Source organism: Bacillus sp. FSL R5-0512 (assembly GCF_038593295.1).
Lineage (GTDB): Bacteria > Bacillota > Bacilli > Bacillales > Bacillaceae > Bacillus > Bacillus safensis.
The window spans coordinates 2,284,507-2,304,128 of sequence record NZ_CP151982.1 but is presented as its reverse complement, the minus strand read 5'-3'; the positions used below and the strand labels follow the sequence as shown (position 1 = coordinate 2,304,128).

General features: G+C 42.1%; 18 protein-coding genes. 16 read left to right on the top strand and 2 right to left on the bottom strand.

The annotated features are described in order from the left end of the window. The first annotated feature begins 4 nt into the window (after positions 1–4). The 3 genes from NSQ25_RS11820 (at position 5) to NSQ25_RS11810 (ending at position 3,589) form a co-directional block, all read left to right on the top strand. Positions 5–634, top strand: coding sequence for a helix-hairpin-helix domain-containing protein (locus NSQ25_RS11820; RefSeq protein WP_326136227.1), 630 nt, complete (start codon positions 5–7; stop codon positions 632–634). Positions 635–699: 65 nt separating this feature from the next. Beyond that, complete coding sequence (locus NSQ25_RS11815; protein ID WP_024423045.1) at positions 700–1,269, top strand: ComE operon protein 2; 570 nt, start codon at positions 700–702, stop codon at positions 1,267–1,269. Continuing rightward, on the top strand, positions 1,262–3,589 hold the full coding sequence (locus NSQ25_RS11810) for a DNA internalization-related competence protein ComEC/Rec2 (protein ID WP_326136653.1): 2,328 nt from the start codon (positions 1,262–1,264) through the stop codon (positions 3,587–3,589). Before NSQ25_RS11815 ends, NSQ25_RS11810 begins: the two co-directional genes overlap by 8 nt. Positions 3,590–3,628: 39 nt before the next feature. Here NSQ25_RS11810 and NSQ25_RS11805 read toward each other — a convergent pair whose 3' ends face one another. Further along, positions 3,629–3,763, bottom strand: a complete 135-nt coding sequence (locus NSQ25_RS11805; RefSeq protein ID WP_012010638.1) for a YqzM family protein — start codon at positions 3,761–3,763, stop codon at positions 3,629–3,631. A 236-nt stretch (positions 3,764–3,999) separates the two neighbouring features. On the opposite strand from NSQ25_RS11805, the gene holA reads away from it, so the two are divergent. Next, positions 4,000–5,019 carry a DNA polymerase III subunit delta gene (gene holA, locus NSQ25_RS11800; protein WP_034280095.1) on the top strand — a complete coding sequence of 340 codons (1,020 nt, stop codon included), beginning with the start codon at positions 4,000–4,002 and terminating at the stop codon, positions 5,017–5,019. 134 nt (positions 5,020–5,153) lie between these two features. Here holA and rpsT read toward each other — a convergent pair whose 3' ends face one another. Then, on the bottom strand, positions 5,154–5,420 hold the full coding sequence (gene rpsT, locus NSQ25_RS11795) for a 30S ribosomal protein S20 (RefSeq protein WP_024423042.1): 267 nt from the start codon (positions 5,418–5,420) through the stop codon (positions 5,154–5,156). A gap of 198 nt (positions 5,421–5,618) precedes the next feature. Between rpsT and gpr the strand changes: the two genes are divergently transcribed. The 12 genes from gpr to mtaB all read left to right on the top strand — a co-directional run bounded on the left by gpr (position 5,619) and on the right by mtaB (position 19,595). Beyond that, positions 5,619–6,734, top strand: a complete 1,116-nt coding sequence (gene gpr / locus NSQ25_RS11790; protein WP_326136228.1) for a GPR endopeptidase — start codon at positions 5,619–5,621, stop codon at positions 6,732–6,734. A 66-nt stretch (positions 6,735–6,800) separates the two neighbouring features. Beyond that, positions 6,801–8,009: a stage II sporulation protein P gene (locus NSQ25_RS11785; RefSeq protein ID WP_120208229.1), complete on the top strand. Its 1,209-nt coding sequence runs from the start codon at positions 6,801–6,803 to the stop codon at positions 8,007–8,009. 13 nt (positions 8,010–8,022) lie between these two features. After that, a complete protein-coding gene (locus tag NSQ25_RS11780) occupies positions 8,023–8,355 on the top strand; it encodes a YqxA family protein (RefSeq protein ID WP_024423039.1) in 333 nt (110 codons plus the stop codon). Positions 8,356–8,496: 141 nt separating this feature from the next. After that, on the top strand, positions 8,497–10,335 hold the full coding sequence (lepA, locus tag NSQ25_RS11775) for a translation elongation factor 4 (protein WP_326136229.1): 1,839 nt from the start codon (positions 8,497–8,499) through the stop codon (positions 10,333–10,335). 114 nt (positions 10,336–10,449) lie between these two features. Next, positions 10,450–11,589 carry a radical SAM family heme chaperone HemW gene (hemW, locus tag NSQ25_RS11770; RefSeq protein ID WP_075623535.1) on the top strand — a complete coding sequence of 380 codons (1,140 nt, stop codon included), beginning with the start codon at positions 10,450–10,452 and terminating at the stop codon, positions 11,587–11,589. Between the two features lie 81 nt (positions 11,590–11,670). Beyond that, positions 11,671–12,702, top strand: coding sequence for a heat-inducible transcriptional repressor HrcA (hrcA, locus tag NSQ25_RS11765; RefSeq protein WP_003217350.1), 1,032 nt, complete (start codon positions 11,671–11,673; stop codon positions 12,700–12,702). 63 nt (positions 12,703–12,765) lie between these two features. Next, complete coding sequence (gene grpE, locus NSQ25_RS11760; RefSeq protein ID WP_024423035.1) at positions 12,766–13,323, top strand: nucleotide exchange factor GrpE; 558 nt, start codon at positions 12,766–12,768, stop codon at positions 13,321–13,323. A gap of 24 nt (positions 13,324–13,347) precedes the next feature. Beyond that, positions 13,348–15,186, top strand: a complete 1,839-nt coding sequence (gene dnaK / locus NSQ25_RS11755; protein WP_041086261.1) for a molecular chaperone DnaK — start codon at positions 13,348–13,350, stop codon at positions 15,184–15,186. 165 nt (positions 15,187–15,351) lie between these two features. Next, positions 15,352–16,485: a molecular chaperone DnaJ gene (gene dnaJ / locus NSQ25_RS11750; RefSeq protein ID WP_024427952.1), complete on the top strand. Its 1,134-nt coding sequence runs from the start codon at positions 15,352–15,354 to the stop codon at positions 16,483–16,485. A gap of 22 nt (positions 16,486–16,507) precedes the next feature. Beyond that, on the top strand, positions 16,508–17,443 hold the full coding sequence (gene prmA, locus NSQ25_RS11745) for a 50S ribosomal protein L11 methyltransferase (protein WP_024423032.1): 936 nt from the start codon (positions 16,508–16,510) through the stop codon (positions 17,441–17,443). Positions 17,444–17,466: 23 nt separating this feature from the next. Beyond that, complete coding sequence (locus tag NSQ25_RS11740) at positions 17,467–18,237, top strand: 16S rRNA (uracil(1498)-N(3))-methyltransferase (RefSeq protein ID WP_326136231.1); 771 nt, start codon at positions 17,467–17,469, stop codon at positions 18,235–18,237. Continuing rightward, complete coding sequence (gene mtaB, locus NSQ25_RS11735; RefSeq protein ID WP_326136654.1) at positions 18,237–19,595, top strand: tRNA (N(6)-L-threonylcarbamoyladenosine(37)-C(2))-methylthiotransferase MtaB; 1,359 nt, start codon at positions 18,237–18,239, stop codon at positions 19,593–19,595. Before NSQ25_RS11740 ends, mtaB begins: the two co-directional genes overlap by 1 nt. The last annotated feature ends 27 nt before the right edge of the window (positions 19,596–19,622 follow it).

Genomic DNA, 19,622 nt, shown 5'->3' with positions numbered 1-19,622 from the left:
GTAAGTGAAACGACTCATTTCATTAAAAAAATACAGTCTTTATATCGCCGCTGGACTCATAGTCGTGATCATCTTCAGTTTCTTCTTTTTCACTGGAAAAGGAGAGGGCAACAGAGAGCCAAGTGTATTGAAGGAAAATAAAGACATACAAGTCACATTAGAAGACAAACAAGAAAAGACAGAAAAAGAGCCATCGACGATTTTTGTAGAGGTCAAAGGAGCTGTAAGGAAGCCAGGTGTTTATACGTTTCAATCTGATGCTCGGGTAGAGGAAGCGATTCAAAGGGCAGGAGGCTTTACCAGCAAAGCAGACTCGATTGAAATCAACCAAGCAGCTAAATTAGAGGATAGTATGATGATTTATGTTCGGAAGCAGGGGGAAGCGGAAAGAGAGGCGCAAACAGCATCAGCTGACGCATCAACGGGCGTTGAAAAGAGTGAAGGTGTGAATGTCAATCAGGCCGATGCAGGCGAATTGCAAACCATTAACGGCATAGGACCAGCTAAAGCCGAAGCTATAATAATGTATAGAGAGGAACACGGAGAATTTCAACAAATTGAAGACTTGCGGAACATTTCAGGTTTTGGGGAAAAGACGATTGAACGGCTGAAAAGTCAATTGACCGTGAAGTAGAATTGACGTTAGAGAAGAAAGGCATGTACACTTAATATCAACCATCATTCTGGAGGGATCAGCTCGTGGAAAGAATTTCATGGAATCAATATTTTATGGCACAAAGCCATTTGCTTGCTTTACGAAGCACCTGTGAGCGGTTAGCTGTTGGGGCGACCATCGTAAGGGACAAGCGCATCATTGCAGGGGGGTATAATGGCTCCATTGCCGGTGATGTTCATTGTGCGGATGTAGGGTGCTATGTCATTGATCATCACTGTGTTCGCACCATCCATGCGGAAATGAATGCTATTTTACAATGTGCCAAATTTGGTGCACCTACAGCTGATGCTGAAATATATGTCACACATTTTCCTTGTTTACAGTGCTGTAAAGCCATCATTCAAGCGGGCATACGAACAGTGTACTATGCAAAGGATTATAAAAATCATCCATATGCGATTGATTTATTCGAGCAGGCGGGTGTTCAAACAGAGCAAGTTGAATTAGATGAAATGATCATCGACTTAAAAAATCAAGAAAAATTGGCCTTTGTTGCAGATTTAATTGGGAAGCTGAGTGAATCAGGACTTAGCGAAACAGAAATTCGCGATATGCATGAGAAGGCGAATCAATTATTTACTTCCTATGTTTAAATATTTGCCGTTTGGGGCAATTTCAGCAGCTGTTGGAATTGCTCTGGCTGCATATCATCTTCATATGTATTTCCTTCTCTTTCTTCTCATCATATTACTTCTCAGCCTACTGAAAAAAATGCCTCAGCTCTTTTTAATGGTCAGCCTATGCGGGGCTGTCTATATACTCATTTTTATGATTCATGAGTCTCTTGAAACGGATCAACCCGTACTAGAAAAATTCCTATCTGGTTCCGTTGTGATTGAAAGTATTCCGAAAACAGATGGCAATCGTTTTTCAGCGACTGTTTCAACAGACCATGAACAACTAGCCACTTTTTATACAATTCAAACAGAGCATGAAAAAGAGGCATTAAAAGAGGTAGAACCTGGTATGAGCTGTCACATGACAGGTGATGTTCGTCCAGCAAAGCACGCAACCATTCCTAACGGGTTTCAATACGATCAATTTTTAAAATCAAAAGGCATTGACGCCATTTTTCTGCCACAGTCGATCAAAAACTGTACAAAAAAAGACGGGTCTTCCTATTTTCTTCAAGTGATAAGGCAAAAGGGTTTGAAATTTTTAGAAGATCATGTGCCTAAACACTCTGTTGGCATTGTACAGGCACTAATTTTTGGCGATCGTGAGTTGATAGAACCTGACACATTAAGAGATTATCAAATGCTCGGCATTATTCATTTACTAGCGATCTCAGGATTGCATGTGCAAACGCTTCTTGCATGTTTATTTTGGTGTCTCCTTCGTGCAGGCGTGACAAGAGAGACAGCACGTATTCTTCTATTATGCTTTCTTCCTATTTATGTTTGTTTGACAGGTGCTGCACCATCTGTTTTAAGAGCTTGCCTCATGGCAGGAATTTATTTAGTGATGACTAGTCTGCCAAAAGAAATGAAACAGCCTTCTGCTGTGGTATTAAGTGCAACGTTTTTACTCTTATTAGCGGTTCATCCTCTTTATTTATTTGATATCGGATTTCAGCTTTCATTCGCGGTCACGTTTTTTATTTTGTTATCGACTAGGATTTTATCAAAAGCAAAAAGTTCAGTCATGCAATTATTCCTGATTTCCTTTATTGCACAGCTTGCTTCACTTCCTGTTCTTTTATATCATTTTCATCAATTCTCTTTACTGAGCGTACCTTTGAACATGATATTTGTTCCTTTATATACGACGGTCGTTATGCCGCTGTCCTTACTCTTTTTTATTCTCACTATCATTTATCTTCCGCTTGGACAAACATTGTTTCAGCTGCTTGATTCGGTGATTCAGCTTAGTCATCAATTGTCAGCCAATATGGCTGTTTTTGATGAATTCAACTTGATTTTTATGAAGTCTGCTTGGTGGCATATTCTGCTTGAGGTGAGCGCCTTAATTGTTCTGTTATTTGTGATGGAGAGCAAAACTTCTGTGAAATCCTATGCACTGCCGATCCTTTTTCTTATTGGTGTCTTGAGTGCACACTATTTCACCCCGAATTTTTTCGAAAAAGGGGAAGTGACGATGCTGGATGTAGGACAGGGGGATAGTTTGTTTATTCAGCTTCCCTATCGAAAGGGGCACCTGCTTGTGGATACAGGAGGCAGACTTTCTTTTGAAGAAGAACCGTGGAAAAAAAGACGTAAGGTGTCTACGATCGGTGATCAAACACTGATCCCGTTTCTGCATTCTAAAGGAATAGCAAAACTTGATGTTCTTATTCTTACACATGCGGATCAAGACCATATGGGAGAAGCAGCTCGTTTAATCAAACGAAATAAAGTAAAGCGGCTGGCTATTCCAAAAGGCTTTGCACGGAGTCCAGAGGATGTGGAGCTGTTAAAAGAAGCAGCTGATCAAGGGATCATGATTGATGAATTAGAGAGAGGAGATCAGCTTCAGATTGGAGAGCAAATATTTCAGGTCCTTCATCCATCGCGTGATCGGGTTACAACTAAGAATAATGATTCACTCGTTTTGACATTTACTCTAGGCGGGAAGCGGTTTCTGCTCACTGGAGATCTTGAACAAGAAGGGGAGCGAGACATGATAGAAGCCTTTCCTCATCTGCGGGCAGATATCTTAAAGGTTGGACATCACGGGAGTAAAGGGTCAACAAGCGAAGAGTGGCTTCAGCATCTCAAGGCCTCACATGCACTCATTTCAGCAGGTGAACGCAATCGTTATCAGCATCCACATCAGGAAGTTTTGAAAAAATTAAAGGACCAGCAAATGAAGGTGTATCGTACAGATACCGACGGGAGCGTGACGTATGAATTTCTCGATGAGGAAGGAACGTTTTACACACACCCTCCATATGATATCTTACAAACTCAATAAAAAAACTGCCAAAACGGCAGTCATGTAACCTTCATGAAGTTAAGATCCAACGAGGTGTATAATGGTTGCCAAAATAAACATTGAGGCGAAAAATCCGAATGTGACGATAAAACCAACGGCTGAGTCGGTCACATCATTCCGCTTGCTTTGAACATTTTTTTCAAATTCATTCATTTTCATCCCTCCTGGCTAATTTTAGTATACTTGAACTCATTTGGAATTGCTAGAAGGTAAAGTAACCGTTTTCCATTTTATGATCATTTTATGAATATCGTCTGACAGCAGGCTGACCCGGGAGCTTGCGCCGGACGTTTACTATAAATGAGGAGGCGGCACTTTCAGCTTCCTCTTTACTAATGTCTTCACACACTTTAGGATAGAGGAGGAAGTGAAAGAGAGGGATTCAATTGATGGTCTTTGATGTATGGAACAATTTAAAACGAGGGGATATCCATCCCGTTTATTGCTTATATGGGAAAGAAACATATTTACTGCAAGAAACCGCTGCTAAATTGAGACAAGCTGTAGTAGAGGAAGAAACGAAGGATTTTAATTACTCCGTCTTCGATATGGAAGAAGTGCCGCTTGAACAGGCTGTGACGGATGCAGAAACATTTCCGTTTATGGGAGAACGACGTCTCGTCGTGATCAAGAATCCTTATTTTCTTACAGCTGAAAAGAAAAAGGAAAAGATTGAGCATGAGCTTTCTGTGTTAGAAGCTTATTTAGAAAAGCCAGCGCCCTATACCATTCTCGTGTTATTGGCACCATATGAAAAGCTGGATGAGCGTAAGAAAATCACCAAATTGCTAAAAAAGAAAGCTGCTGTCGTTGAGGCGAAAGAGTTAAACCCAAAAGAAACAACTGATTTCACCATCACACTGGTGAAGACAGAAGGAAAGACGATTACATCCGAAGCGGCTGAGCAGCTTGTGATGCTATGCGGCGGAAGTCTCTCCTCTCTATTCCAAGAGGTTCGGAAGCTAAGTACATATATTGGAGAGCGGGAAGAAATTGAGTTAGCAGATGTCAATCAGCTCGTTGCAAGAAGCTTAGAGCAAAATATTTTCGAGCTGATTAATCAAATCGTAAACAGGCGCCGCTCTGAGGCCATGCAGATGTTTTATGACCTGCTGAAGCAAAATGAGGAACCCATTAAAATATTAGCACTCATTTCAACTCAATTTCGATTGATTTTGCAGACGAAGTACTTCGCTCAGCAAGGCTATGGACAAAAACAAATTGCTTCAAATCTAAAAGTCCATCCGTTTCGGGTCAAACTTGCGATGGATCAGGCACGACTGTTTTCAGAAGAAGAGCTCAAGCAGATCGTCAAAGAGCTTTCAACGATTGATTATGAAATGAAAACCGGTAAAAAGGACAAGCAGCTGCTGTTAGAATTGTTCCTGCTTCGTTTGTTAGGCGCTTGAACATAAAAAAACGACCTTCTAAAAAGAGGGTCGTTTTTGTTTAGATGTATAATTGCCAGTCTGTCCTTAAGGCTCGGCCGGTCAGGACGGACGTACAGTTAAACAGGTGCCTCATCACTGAGGCGTTGCAAGCATTATGCAGAAAGTCCGTTTACTTGTTTAGCAAGTCTTGATTTGTAACGCGCAGCTGCGTTTTTGTGTACAAGACCAGTTTTAACGGCTTTGTCAATGCGTTTTGCAGCAGAAGCAAGAGCAGCTTTTGCTTGCTCAGCATCGTTGTTAGCTACAGAAACTTCAACTTGTTTAATCGCAGTACGCATCGCAGACTTGATTGTTACGTTATGTGCACGGCGTTCGTTATTCGTTTTTGTACGTTTGATCGCTGATTTAATATTTGGCATGTGTTTCACCTCCTAAGATACAACCTAAACACAATTGTCTTAAGGTTAAATCTTCACAATAGAACAAATTGTATTCTATCAAACACACCTTTAGAATGCAATATAAATGTAAAGTATTTTTCATTGATGACGTACTCGAATGTTTCTTTCAAGAGATGGAAAGACTACTGTTAATTACTTGGTGGAAGGAGTCTTTTTATGGAGAAACAGAAACTCGATTTAAGCGTTTATCAAATCCGGACAGACCTCGCTGTTGAAACAAAAGAGATACTAGAACAAGAGAACAATCCGAATGTCGTCAAAAAGGACGGGATCCAAGGGATTGTCGAAAAGGAAAAAGAAGAGCAGGGCATCCGCATACGTACTGTGGAAATCACGAAAGAAGGGGAGGAGCTGACCGGCAAAAAGGCAGGGACATACTTGACGTTTGAGGCACAAGGCATTCGGGAGAAAGACTCTGAGATGCAAGAAAAAGTCGTCGAAGTCTTTGCACGTCATTTTGCTCAGTTTTTAAAAGACCGAGGCATTCAGGCTGATGCGAGCTGCCTTGTAGTAGGGCTGGGAAACTGGAATGTCACGCCAGATGCACTAGGTCCTCTCACAGTTGAAAACCTGCTTGTAACCCGCCATCTCTTTGAATTGCAGCCGGAAAATGTTCAGGAAGGCTATCGCCCGGTTTCTTCTTTGTCACCTGGTGTGATGGGACTGACCGGTATTGAAACAAGTGACATTATCCAAGGCGTGATCGAGCGGTCTAAGCCTGATTTTGTCATCGCGGTCGATGCCCTTGCTGCTCGTGCGGTGGAACGAGTGAATACAACCATTCAAATTTCTGATACAGGTATCCATCCCGGTTCTGGTGTAGGGAATAAGCGAAAAGAATTAAGCGAAGAAACATTGGGAATTCCAGTGATTGCGATTGGCGTTCCGACAGTGGTGGATGCAGTAACCATTGCAAGTGACACAATTGATTATGTCTTAAAGCATTTTGGTAGAGAACTAAAAGATGATAGACCATCCCGCTCTCTTGTGCCAGCTGGTTTGACATTCGGGAAGAAAAAAGTGCTTAACGAAGAGGACTTGCCAGATGAAGAAACGCGTCAATCATTCTTAGGCATCGTAGGAACCCTTCCTGAAGAAGAAAAAAGGCAGCTGATCCACGAAGTGCTTGCGCCCCTGGGGCAAAATTTAATGGTCACGCCTAAGGAAGTCGATACATTCATTGATGATATGGCAAACGTACTTGCCAACGGATTAAACACAGCGCTTCATCAAAAAATCACTCAAGATAACATGGGTTCATATAATCATTAATCGGTTCTACTTTCTCTAGCTCGCTCATAGTGTAATTACTAGAAAGCGTGCTGGAGGGAGTAAATCATGAAAAAAAGACCCCGCCGTCCTCGACAGTTGGTCGTTGCGATTAATGGAACGAAAGTAGTCAAAAGCATCTTCTTATTTATTGCCTCTCTTGTTGTGGTGTTTGTGATGACAGGGGCTTTGACCTCTTTAAAACCCGAGCTGAGGCCGCAAGCCTCGTTATATGGTGTAGCAGATGAGCTCTCTGGCGCATTTTTTGCCACATTAATGGGCATGGAAAACCAATATTTCGCCTCAGCAGTTCCAGAAGCTCAAAAAGGATTTCATTTCTCTGGGCTGTCACTGAAGCTTGCAACCAGTATTAATTTAGAAGACCCGCGCAGTTTCCTAGGAAGAGAGCTCCCAGGATTTGAACATTTTGATACAAAAATCATCTTAGCGGGTGAAGGAACAGATTATACCAATATGCCAATGGAATCACCGCCGCCTAGTGAAGTAATCCAAGATGAAAAAGAAGCAAATTTGGCTGAGCTGGACAAGCTCGATGATGATACGCCGAAAAAGCCTGCCAAAGAACCGGACCGGTCAACAGGAAAACGAAAAGCTGTGTACATTTATCACACACATAATACGGAATCATATTTACCATTTTTAAAAGGAGAAACGAATCCAAATAATGCACGGCACTCAAAAGTGAATGTCACCCTTGTCGGCGACATGTTTGGAAAGGCGCTTGATCAGCAAGGAATCGGCAATACAGTCGACAAAACGGAAATTGAAAAAAGACTGTTAAAAAAAGGATTAAAGTATCCGCAGTCTTATAATGAATCAAGATTGGTCGTGAAAGAAGCCTTAGCGAAAAATGATGACCTCGATTATTTAATTGATATTCACCGGGACTCAAGAAGAAAGAAAGATACGACTGTCGAAATCAAAGGGAAGAAATATGCGAGAATTGCGTTTGTTGTTGGGAAGAAGAATCAAAGCTATGAGAAAAACTTAAAGCTTGCGACAGAGTTCCACCATTTGATGGAGAAAAAATATAAAGGTCTTAGTGTCGGTGTGTTTGCCAAAGGAGAAATTGGCGATAATGGAATCTATAATCAAGATTTATCCGACAAAGCCCTTCTTTTAGAATTTGGTGGAGTAGATAATAATATGGAAGAATTGAGAAATGCATCCAATGCGGCAGCTGATGTATTCAGCGATATTTTCTGGGACGCGGAAAAGGTTGACGGCAAAGCAAAGGATGAGAAAAAACGCTCTTAAGGTGGTGACGGATATGGGCTCATTTATTGGAAAAACCATTATTTTAGGATTGGTCTTGCTGTTTGGTGTCTTTTTAGGAATGCAGCAAGCGAATAATGGCATGCTGCAAATGAAGGGCTACCATGATCCGCAATTAAAAGGAGCTTTCTCCATTCAAATGAACGACAATGAAGAGAAGGAAGCTTCTATCTTAGGAACGGCTGTTACAGAAAAGGATCTTGCCGAAAAACAAAAACAGCTGGAGGAAATAGAGGGCTTTAATGCCTTTTCCAAGGCAGGAAAAGCCCTGTCTGATGGCATGACACATGCAGCCCGTTCTCTTTATGATTGGGTGAATGGGAAATAAACGAATTTCATGAGATATCACCCTTTTGATCAAAGCCGCTGACCAATAAGCGGCTTTTCTTGATTTCGATTGAATCTTTACAGCCCTATTGATATAATCTAACCTAGCGCAACCCGCGTTTTATAGTAGGAGTGATAGATTGTGACAGATAAAGAAAAACGATTAGAGCGGCAATCAAGAATTCGAAATTTCTCCATTATCGCCCATATTGACCATGGGAAATCCACATTGGCGGACCGTATTTTGGAAAAAACAGCGGCGATTACGCAGCGAGAAATGAAAGAACAATTGCTTGATTCCATGGATTTAGAGCGTGAACGCGGCATAACGATTAAATTAAACTCTGTCCAGCTGAAGTATAAGGCGAAGGATGGAGAAGAATATATCATGCACCTGATTGATACACCAGGGCATGTCGACTTCACCTATGAGGTATCTCGAAGCCTAGCTGCCTGTGAGGGTGCGATTCTCGTAGTAGATGCAGCACAAGGAATTGAAGCACAGACACTTGCGAACGTTTATTTAGCTCTTGATAACAACTTAGAAATTCTTCCGATTATCAACAAAATCGATCTGCCAAGTGCAGAGCCTGAGCGTGTAAGAGAAGAAATTGAAGATGTCATCGGGTTAGATGCGTCTGAAGCTGTTCTCACCTCTGCTAAGGCGGGTATTGGAATCGAGGATATTTTAGAACAAATCGTTGAAAAGGTGCCGGCTCCCGCTGGAGATCCAGAAGCACCACTTCAAGCCCTTATTTTTGATTCTCTTTACGATGCGTATCGCGGCGTTATTGCGTACATACGAATTGTCGAAGGAACCGTCAAACCTGGTCAGAAAATTAAAATGATGGCGACGGGGAAAGAATTTGAAGTACTAGAAGTGGGCGTTTTCACACCAAAAGCCATGCCAACAGACGAACTCACCGTTGGAGATGTTGGCTACTTAACCGCTGCAATTAAAAATGTCGGTGATACACGAGTAGGGGATACGATCACAAGCGCGGAAAACCCTGCGAAAGACGCACTTCCAGGATACAGAAAGCTAAACCCAATGGTATACTGCGGACTTTATCCAATTGATACAGCGAAATACAACGACTTACGTGAAGCGTTAGAAAAGCTTGAATTAAATGATTCTTCACTTCAATATGAGGCGGAGACATCCCAAGCACTTGGCTTCGGTTTCCGCTGCGGCTTCCTTGGAATGCTTCATATGGAAATCATCCAAGAACGGATTGAACGTGAATTTAAAATTGATCTGATTACGACAGCGCCAAGTGTTATTTATGATGTGTATATGACAGATGGAGAAAAAATCGTCGTAGATAACCCATCAAATCTGCCTGATCCGCAAAAGATTGAGCGAATTGAAGAACCGTATGTAAAAGCCACAATGATGGTGCCGAATGACTATGTAGGCTCTGTGATGGAGCTTTGCCAAGGAAAACGCGGGAATTTCATTGATATGCAGTATCTTGATGCGAACCGCGTGAGCATTGTGTACGAAATTCCTTTGGCAGAGATCGTATACGAATTCTTTGATCAGCTAAAGTCCAACACAAAAGGCTATGCGTCCTTTGATTATGAGCTGATTGGCTATCGTCCTTCGACGCTGGTGAAGATGGATATCATGCTGAATGGCGAAAAAATCGATGCCCTTTCCTTTATTGTTCACCGCGATTATGCATATGAACGAGGCAAGATCATCGTAGAAAAGCTAAAAGAATTGATTCCACGCCAGCACTTTGAAGTACCGGTTCAAGCAGCAATCGGTCAAAAAATCGTTGCTCGTTCCACCATTAAAGCGATGCGTAAAAACGTACTTGCTAAATGTTATGGTGGAGACATTTCCCGGAAAAGAAAGCTTCTTGAGAAGCAAAAAGAAGGGAAAAAGCGCATGAAGCAAGTGGGCTCTGTTGAAGTCCCGCAAGAAGCATTTATGGCTGTGCTGAAGATGGACGACAGCACACCAAAAAAATAACATCCTCAAGGCTACCTGCTTTACAATGTCTGCCTTGACGTTTATAGTCGATAACAAACAAAGACGCCGCAGCGATAAACTGCGGCTCTTTACCTGTAAAGAAGGTGTCATCAAATGAAAGCAGCATACATTCACATTCCATTTTGTGAGCATATTTGCCACTATTGTGATTTCAATAAATTTTTCATCAAAACGCAGCCAGTCGACGAATACTTAGCCGCTCTTGAGACAGAGATGCAGCACACGATTGAGCAAAAAGGCGAGCAGGAACTAAAGACGATTTTTATTGGCGGGGGAACCCCGACATCACTGACTGTCAGCCAGCTAGACCAGCTCATGAACAGCATTCACCGCGTACTAAAGCCGACAAAAAACCTGATTGAATTTGCAGTAGAAGCAAACCCAGACGAATTATCGCTTGAGAAACTGCATGTGCTTAAAGCAGCCGGCGTGAATCGGCTTAGCTTTGGCGTTCAAACTTTTGAAGACGATTTGCTCAAGAAAATTGGACGAGTTCATCAAAAGAAGGATGTCCTTACATCCTTTGAGCGAGCTAGAGCGGTTGGATTTGACAATATTAGCCTTGATCTCATGTTTGGCTTGCCGCATCAAGAAAAGCATCATGTGATGAATTCACTTGAGACGGCTTTCTCGCTGGGGGCAGAGCATTATTCGGTTTACTCACTCATCGTCGAGCCGAAAACCGTTTTTTACAACTTAATGCAAAAAGGAAAACTTCATTTACCGCCGCAAGAACGTGAGGCTGAAATGTATGAGCTTGTGATGGATGAAATGGAGCGCCATGGATTAAAGCAGTACGAAATTAGCAATTACGCCAAACCTGGCTTTGAAAGCCAGCATAACCTGACTTATTGGAGCAATGAAGATTACTTTGGTTTTGGTGCAGGCGCACACGGGTATGTAGATGGCATCCGAAATGTGAACGCAGGGCCGGTGAAACATTATTTGGAGCTGATTGACCAAACTGGGTTCCCGTATAAGGAAACACATCAGGTCACAAAAGCAGAGCAAATAGAAGAAGAAATGTTTTTAGGTCTTCGAAAAATCGAAGGGGTGAAAAGCGCTGATTTCCAAGCAAAATATGGTGCTGCACCAGAAGCACTTTTTTCCACTGTTCTTGAAGATTTAGAAGAAAAAGGCCTCATTGTAAAAGATGACATGGGGATACGTTTAACAAGAAAAGGAAAATTGTTAGGCAATGAAGTATTTCAAGCGTTTCTCGGTGAGTTATAATTGACATTTTAATTTGAGTTTGGTAATTTTGTTTATACAATTAGCACTCGTTGAAAGAGAGTGCTAACAGGGGTGATGATGATGTTAACAAATCGTCAGCTTTTGATTCTGCAAGTCATCATTAATGACTTTATTCGTTCGGCGCAGCCAGTTGGATCAAGGACTCTTTCTAAAAAAGAAGACATTACATTCAGCTCTGCGACGATTAGAAACGAAATGGCTGATTTGGAGGAACTTGGTTTTATTGAAAAGACCCATTCTTCATCAGGAAGAATTCCTTCCGAAAAAGGATATCGTTATTATGTAGATCATTTGCTCTCTCCGCGAAAACTGTCGTCTAAAGAGCTTGTGCTCATCCAGTCGGCCTTTCAGGAGAAAATTTTTGAGCTGGAAAAGACAGTTCAAAAATCGGCGGAAATTTTATCAGATCTCACAAACTATACATCGATTGTGCTTGGTCCAAAGCTAAGTGAAAATCGATTAAAGCAAATTCAGCTTGTCCCTGTTCAGCCAAACAAAGCAGTGGCGATCATGATTACAGACAGCGGACATGTTGAAAACAAAACCATTACCTTCTCTGAGCATCTCGATGTCTCCGATATTGAGAAGCTGATGAATATTTTAAACAGCCGCCTAGCCGGAGTCCCGATGGATCAGCTGAAGGACAGAATGTATAAAGAAGTTGTGATGCTTCTTCGTACGCATTTAAAAGATTATGATCATATTTTAGATGCGCTCGGCAATACATTTACATCGACTCAAAATGAATCAAAACTTTTCTTTGGCGGGAAGATTAATATGTTGAATCAGCCGGAGTTTCATGACATTGACCGCATCCGCTCACTCATGATGCTTATTGAGCAAAAGAATGATGTCATGCAGCTGTTTCATCCAAATCAGCAAGGAATCACCATTAAAATCGGTTCAGAAAACAATTTGGAAGCGATGGAGAACTGTAGCCTAATCACAGCTACTTATTCGATTGATCAAAAATCACTCGGCTCCATTGCCGTCATTGGTCCAACCCGTATGGATTATGGGCGGGTTGTCAGTCTCTTGCATCATGTATCAAAAGACTTGTCAAACGCACTTTCCAATTTGTATGATGAGTAGGGTGATAAAAGATAGGGGCACAGCCCCTTCGTATTTTTGAATCTTTTGAGGGAGGTGAACACAATGTCAGAAGAAAAACAGACACCTGAGCAAGAAGCAGAGGTTGAAGCACAAGAAGAAGCAGTTCAAGCAGATACTGAGGAAGTAACAAATGATGAACAGTCTGCCTTCCAAGAAAAAATCGATGAATTGCAGCAGCTTCTAGATGAAAAAGAAAACAAAATTCTGCGTGTTCAAGCAGATTTTGAAAACTATAAACGCCGTGCTCGAACTGAAGTGGAGACCGTGCAAAAATATCGTTCTCAACATGTTGTCAGTGATCTTCTCCCAGCTCTTGATAACTTTGAAAGAGCGCTTGGAATTGATCCAGACAATGAGCAGACGAAAAGTTTGTTAGAAGGAATGCAAATGGTTTACCGCCAGCTGGTAGAAGCGTTGAAAAATGAAGGCGTAGAACCAATTGAAGCTGTCGGCAAAGAGTTCGATCCAAACCTTCATCAAGCCGTCATGCAAGTTGAAGATGAAAACTACGATTCAAATATCGTTGTAGAAGAATTGCAAAAGGGCTATAAACTCAAAGACCGAGTTATTCGTCCATCAATGGTAAAAGTAAATCAATAACTACATAATGGGAGGTCATCGAATATGAGTAAAATCATTGGGATTGACTTAGGAACAACAAACTCATGTGTTGCAGTACTTGAAGGCGGCGAGCCAAAAGTCATTGCTAACGCTGAAGGAGCACGTACAACACCATCTGTTGTCGCTTTTAAAAACGGAGAGCGCCAAGTGGGTGAAGTAGCAAAACGTCAATCAATTACAAACCCGAACACGATCATGTCTGTTAAAAGACATATGGGTACTGATTATAAAGTAGAAGTTGAAGGCAAGAACTACACGCCGCAGGAAATCTCTGCGATTATTCTTCAGCATCTTAAATCATACGCTGAAGGCTATCTTGGCGAAGAAGTAACAAAAGCTGTTATCACAGTTCCTGCTTACTTCAACGATGCAGAACGTCAAGCAACGAAAGATGCTGGTAAAATTGCTGGTCTTGAAGTAGAACGTATCATCAACGAACCAACAGCAGCTGCACTTGCATATGGTTTAGATAAAACAGAAGAAGATCAAACGATTCTTGTATACGACCTTGGCGGCGGTACATTTGACGTATCGATCCTTGAGCTTGGAGACGGCGTCTTTGAAGTGCGCTCAACTGCTGGGGACAACCGTCTAGGTGGAGACGATTTTGACCAAGTCATCATTGATCACCTAGTGGCTGAATTCAAAAAAGAAAATGGCATTGATCTTTCTAAAGATAAAATGGCGCTTCAGCGTTTAAAAGATGCTGCTGAAAAAGCGAAAAAAGATCTTTCTGGTGTATCTTCTACACAAATCTCACTGCCATTTATCACAGCTGGAGAAGCAGGTCCTCTTCACCTTGAATTAACGTTAACGCGTGCTAAATTTGAAGAGCTTTCTGCAGATCTTGTAGAGCGTACAATGACACCTGTACGTCAATCACTGAAAGATGCTGGTTTATCTGCTAGTGAGATTGATAAAGTCATCCTTGTTGGTGGATCAACTCGTATTCCTGCAGTACAAGAAGCAATCAAAAAAGAAACAGGCAAAGAGCCTCATAAAGGTGTAAACCCTGATGAAGTAGTTGCACTTGGTGCAGCCATCCAAGGTGGAGTGATCACAGGGGATGTCAAAGACGTTGTTCTTCTTGACGTAACACCACTTTCTTTAGGAATTGAAACAATGGGCGGCGTATTCACGAAGCTGATTGAACGCAATACAACAATTCCAACAAGTAAATCTCAAGTATTCTCAACAGCTGCTGACAACCAAACAGCTGTAGATATCCATGTCCTGCAAGGTGAGCGCCCAATGGCTGCAGATAACAAAACATTAGGCCGCTTCCAATTGACTGATATCCCGCCGGCACCACGCGGCGTACCGCAAATCGAAGTATCTTTTGATATCGATAAAAACGGTATTGTCAACGTACGTGCGAAAGATATGGGTACAGGCAAAGAGCAAAACATCACAATCAAATCTTCTTCAGGTCTTTCTGATGATGAGATCGAAAAAATGGTCAAAGAAGCAGAAGAAAATGCTGAAGCAGATGCGAAGAAAAAAGAAGAAATCGAAGTGCGCAACGAAGCAGATCAATTAGTGTTTACAACTGAAAAAACATTAAAAGATCTAGAAGGCAAAATCGATGAAGAGCAAGTGAAAAAAGCAAATGACGCGAAAGATGCGCTAAAAGCTGCGATCGAAAAAGGCGAGTTTGAAGACATCAAAGCGAAAAAAGATGAGCTGCAAACAATCGTTCAAGAATTAACGACAAAGCTCTATGAAGAAGCTGCAAAACAAGCACAAGCTCAGCAAGAAGGCGCTGAAGGTGCTCAAAAAGCAGATGACAATGTAGTGGATGCAGAATACGAAGAAGTAAACGACGATCAAGAGAAAAAATAATCACCTTTACTTTTGAAAAAGACTGCTGAAACGTACTCGTCAGAAAGTCAAAGTCAGGATCTCTTGGCTTTGACTTTTTTTCTTTTCAACGATGAAAGGAATTGAAAAAGGTTAAATCAAAATGATACAATCGTATTTATGTGAGAAAATCGGGAGTGTGAAGAGATGAGTAAGCGTGATTACTATGAAGTGCTTGGCGTAAGTAAGAGCGCCTCAAAGGACGAAATCAAAAAGGCATACCGCAAGCTTTCAAAAAAGTATCACCCTGATATTAATAAAGAAGCTGGCTCAGATGAGAAATTCAAAGAAGTAAAAGAAGCCTATGAAACCCTTTCTGATGATCAAAAACGTTCGCATTATGACCAGTTCGGTCATACCGATCCAAACCAAGGCTTTGGTGGCGGCGGTTTTGGCGGAGGAGGAGACTTTGGCGGCTTCGGCGGCTTTGATGACATCTTCTCTAGTATTTTTGGCGGCGGAGCCAGAAGAAGAGATCCAAATGCACCGCGCCAAGGAGCGGACCTGCAATATACAATGACGCTTTCGTTTGAAGAAGCGGCATTTGGAAAAGAAGCAACCATTGAAATCCCTCGTGAAGAATCTTGCGAGACATGTCATGGATCAGGTGCAAAGCCTGGTACGCAGGCAAAAACCTGTTCACATTGCGGCGGTTCTGGTCAATTAAATGTTGAGCAATCCACTCCGTTTGGTAAAGTGGTCAACCGCAGAGTATGTAACTACTGCAGCGGAACAGGGAAACAAATTGATCATAAATGTTCAACATGCGGCGGCTCTGGCAAAGTGCGTAAGCGTAAGAAAATTAACGTGACGATCCCTGCAGGTGTTGATGATGGTCAGCAGCTCAGAGTGTCTGGGCAAGGTGAACCAGGCGTAAATGGAGGACCTCCAGGCGATCTATTCGTTGTCTTCCATGTGCGTGCGCATGAATTCTTCGAACGTGATGGAGATGACATTTACTGCGAGATGCCGCTTACCTTTGCGCAGGCTGCATTAGGTGACGAAATTGAAGTGCCGACATTACACGGAAAAGTAAAATTAAAAGTTCCTGCTGGCACTCAAACTGGCACGAAGTTTAGACTCAAAGGAAAAGGTGTGAAAAATGTACGCGGCTACGGCCAAGGTGATCAGCATATCGTTGTACGTGTCGTCACACCGACAAATTTAACAGACAATCAAAAAGATATCATTAGAAAATTTGCTGAAGTGAGCGGAAATAAACCAGACGAACAAGAAATGAGCTTTTTCGACAAGGTAAAACGCGCATTTAAAGGCGAGTAAGACGGATAAGGAGTTGGTAGTATTGAAGTGGTCAGAAATTAGCGTCCATACAACAAATGAAGCGGTGGAACCGATCACCAATATTTTGCATGAAGCAGGTGCAAGTGGTGTCGTGATTGAGGACCCGCTTGATTTAGTCAAGGAACGTGAAAATGTATACGGTGAGATCTACCAGCTCGATCCGAATGACTATCCAGATGAAGGTGTCATTGTGAAAGCCTATCTTCCAATGAACAGCTTTTTGATGGAAACGGTAGATGAGATCAAAGAAGCCATCAACAACCTTCTTCTATACGATATTGACCTTGGACGCAATACACTGTCAATTTGTGAAGTAAATGAAGAAGAATGGGCCACCGCCTGGAAGAAATACTATCATCCTGTGAAAATCTCTGAAAAATTCACCATCGTTCCCACGTGGGAAGAATATACACCGGTTCATTCTGATGAACTGATTATTGAAATGGATCCTGGAATGGCATTTGGAACAGGTACGCATCCAACAACCGTCCTTTGCATTCAGGCGCTTGAGCGCTACGTGAAGGAAAACGATACGGTGATTGATGTTGGAACAGGCTCTGGAATTCTAAGTGTGGCAGCAGCGATGCTTGGTGCAAAGGACATTCAAGCCTTTGATCTCGACACCGTTGCGGTAGAAAGTGCGAAGCAAAACATCGAATTAAATGGTGTAAGTGACCAAGTGACGGTCAAACAAAACAATTTGCTTGATGGAATTTCAGGTGAGCGTGATGTGATTGTCGCCAACATTCTGGCAGAAGTGATTTTGCGCTTTACAGATCAAGCCTATGACCTATTGAAGAAAGATGGCTATTTCATTACATCAGGCATCATTGGACAAAAGAAATTACAGGTCAAAACAGCATTAGAAGAGGCGGGTTTTGACATTGTTGAAGTGCTGTCAATGGAAGATTGGGTCAGCATTATAGCGAAAAAATAAAGCGAGTAGGTGTCAGGACACGTATGCAACGATATTTTATCGACCTCACGAAAGAAGAAGTGACGTTAAAGGGAGCCATCGTTATAAAAGGTGAAGATGTACATCATCTTTCCAATGTCATGCGGATGAAAGCAGGGCAGGAAATCCTTTGTTTAACGACAGACGGCTTTGAAGCGCTCAGTAAAATTGATACAATAACAAAGGAAGAAGTGATTTGTCACCTTGAAAGCTGGACAAATCAAGACAGAGAACTTCCGATTAGGGTGACGATTGCAAGCGGTCTTCCAAAAGGAGATAAGCTTGAGCTCATTATCAAAAAAGGCACAGAGCTTGGCGCAAGTGCTTTTATTCCGTTTCAAGCGGCTCGTTCTATTACAAAGCTTGACCAAAAAAAATCCCATAAAAAACGAGAGCGCTGGGAGAAAATCGCGAAAGAAGCAGCCGAGCAGTCCTACCGGAATATCATTCCCCGTGTTTATTCAGTATCAACGTTTAAAGAGCTGACGCAATTAGCTGGTGAATTCGATAAATGTGTCGTTGCATACGAAGAATCATCGAAAGAAGGAGAGCAAAGCCGCTTTCAAACTGTGCTTCAACAGATGAAAGGCGGACAAACCTTGCTAGTGGTTTTTGGCCCTGAAGGCGGTTTGGCAGAAAAGGAGATTGAAGAGCTTGAAACGCTTGGTGCAGTCATTTGCGGGCTTGGACCACGCATTTTAAGAACAGAAACTGCTCCTTTATATGCGCTTTCCGCTATATCTTATCAAACAGAGTTATTAAGAGGTGAATCATGATGGGAACAGTAGCGTTCCATACACTTGGCTGTAAGGTCAACCACTATGAGACAGAGGCGATCTGGCAGCTGTTTAAAGAAGCTGGCTATGAAAGAAAAGAGTATGAATCAAAAGCAGACGTATATGTCATTAATACATGTACGGTCACGAATACAGGCGATAAGAAAAGCCGCCAAGTCATTAGAAGAGCCATTCGCCATAACCCGGATGGTGTCATTTGTGTAACAGGCTGCTATGCGCAAACATCACCAGCAGAAATCATGGCGATTCCTGGTGTTGATATTGTGGTTGGAACACAGGACAGACATAAATTACTAGGCTATATTGAAGAATACCGCAGAGAAAGACAGCCGATCAACGGGGTTGGCAATATCATGAAAGCACGTGTGTTTGAAGAACTTGATGTTCCTGCCTTCACAGACAGAACGCGCGCTTCATTAAAAATCCAAGAAGGCTGTAACAATTTCTGTACATTCTGCATTATTCCTTGGGCGCGCGGACTTCTTCGTTCTCGTGATCCAGAAGAGGTCATCAATCAAGCGCAGCAGCTTGTTGATGCGGGCTATAAAGAAATTGTGCTGACAGGTATTCACACAGGCGGATACGGAGAAGACTTAAAGGATTATAACTTTGCAAAGCTTCTGAGAGAATTAGATGAACGTGTTATTGGCTTAAAACGAATCCGTATTTCATCTATTGAAGCAAGTCAAATTACAGATGAAGTGATTGAAGTGCTTGATCAGTCAGATAAAATTGTCAGACACTTACACATCCCGCTTCAATCTGGCTCAAATACTGTGCTGAAAAGAATGCGCCGTAAATATACGATGGAATTCTTTGCAGAGCGTTTAACAAAGCTGAAAAAAGCATTGCCGGGACTTGCTGTCACCTCTGATGTAATCGTTGGATTCCCTGGGGAAACAGAAGAAGAGTTCTTGGAAACGTACAATTTTGTCAAAGATCATCAATTCTCTGAGCTGCACGTCTTCCCTTACAGCAAACGTACAGGTACCCCTGCTGCAAGAATGGGAGATCAAGTGGATGAGAATGTGAAAAACGAACGTGTCCACCGTTTGATCGCTCTTTCTGACCAGCTTGCGAAAGAGTACGCATCAGCCTACGAAGGTGATGTGCTAGAGATTATTCCGGAAGAATCCTTCAAAGAACAAGAAGGAAACCACAATCTTTATGTTGGTTATACCGATAACTACATGAAGGTTGTTTTTGAAGGGACAGAGGACATGATCGGCCGTCTGGTCAAAGTGAAAATTACGAAAGCGGGCTATCCTTATAACGAAGGACAATTCGTTCGCATCAGCGATGATGTGCAGCCAGACAAAGTGAGAATGACCTCATAATAGATAAAAAAACCGGCAGCCAAAAGG

Bases quoted from the DNA above. Each gene is read 5' to 3' on its own strand.
- NSQ25_RS11810 (WP_326136653.1), top strand. From the start codon at position 1,262: ATGTTTAAATATTTGCCGTTTGGGGCAATTTCAGCAGCTGTTGGAATT.
- NSQ25_RS11805 (WP_012010638.1), bottom strand. From the start codon at position 3,763: ATGAATGAATTTGAAAAAAATGTTCAAAGCAAGCGGAATGATGTGACC.
- holA (WP_034280095.1), top strand. From the start codon at position 4,000: ATGGTCTTTGATGTATGGAACAATTTAAAACGAGGGGATATCCATCCC.
- rpsT (WP_024423042.1), bottom strand. From the start codon at position 5,420: ATGCCAAATATTAAATCAGCGATCAAACGTACAAAAACGAATAACGAA.
- gpr (WP_326136228.1), top strand. From the start codon at position 5,619: ATGGAGAAACAGAAACTCGATTTAAGCGTTTATCAAATCCGGACAGAC.
- NSQ25_RS11785 (WP_120208229.1), top strand. From the start codon at position 6,801: ATGAAAAAAAGACCCCGCCGTCCTCGACAGTTGGTCGTTGCGATTAAT.
- NSQ25_RS11780 (WP_024423039.1), top strand. From the start codon at position 8,023: ATGGGCTCATTTATTGGAAAAACCATTATTTTAGGATTGGTCTTGCTG.
- hemW (WP_075623535.1), top strand. From the start codon at position 10,450: ATGAAAGCAGCATACATTCACATTCCATTTTGTGAGCATATTTGCCAC.
- hrcA (WP_003217350.1), top strand. From the start codon at position 11,671: ATGTTAACAAATCGTCAGCTTTTGATTCTGCAAGTCATCATTAATGAC.
- grpE (WP_024423035.1), top strand. From the start codon at position 12,766: ATGTCAGAAGAAAAACAGACACCTGAGCAAGAAGCAGAGGTTGAAGCA.
- dnaK (WP_041086261.1), top strand. From the start codon at position 13,348: ATGAGTAAAATCATTGGGATTGACTTAGGAACAACAAACTCATGTGTT.
- dnaJ (WP_024427952.1), top strand. From the start codon at position 15,352: ATGAGTAAGCGTGATTACTATGAAGTGCTTGGCGTAAGTAAGAGCGCC.
- NSQ25_RS11740 (WP_326136231.1), top strand. From the start codon at position 17,467: ATGCAACGATATTTTATCGACCTCACGAAAGAAGAAGTGACGTTAAAG.
- mtaB (WP_326136654.1), top strand. From the start codon at position 18,237: ATGGGAACAGTAGCGTTCCATACACTTGGCTGTAAGGTCAACCACTAT.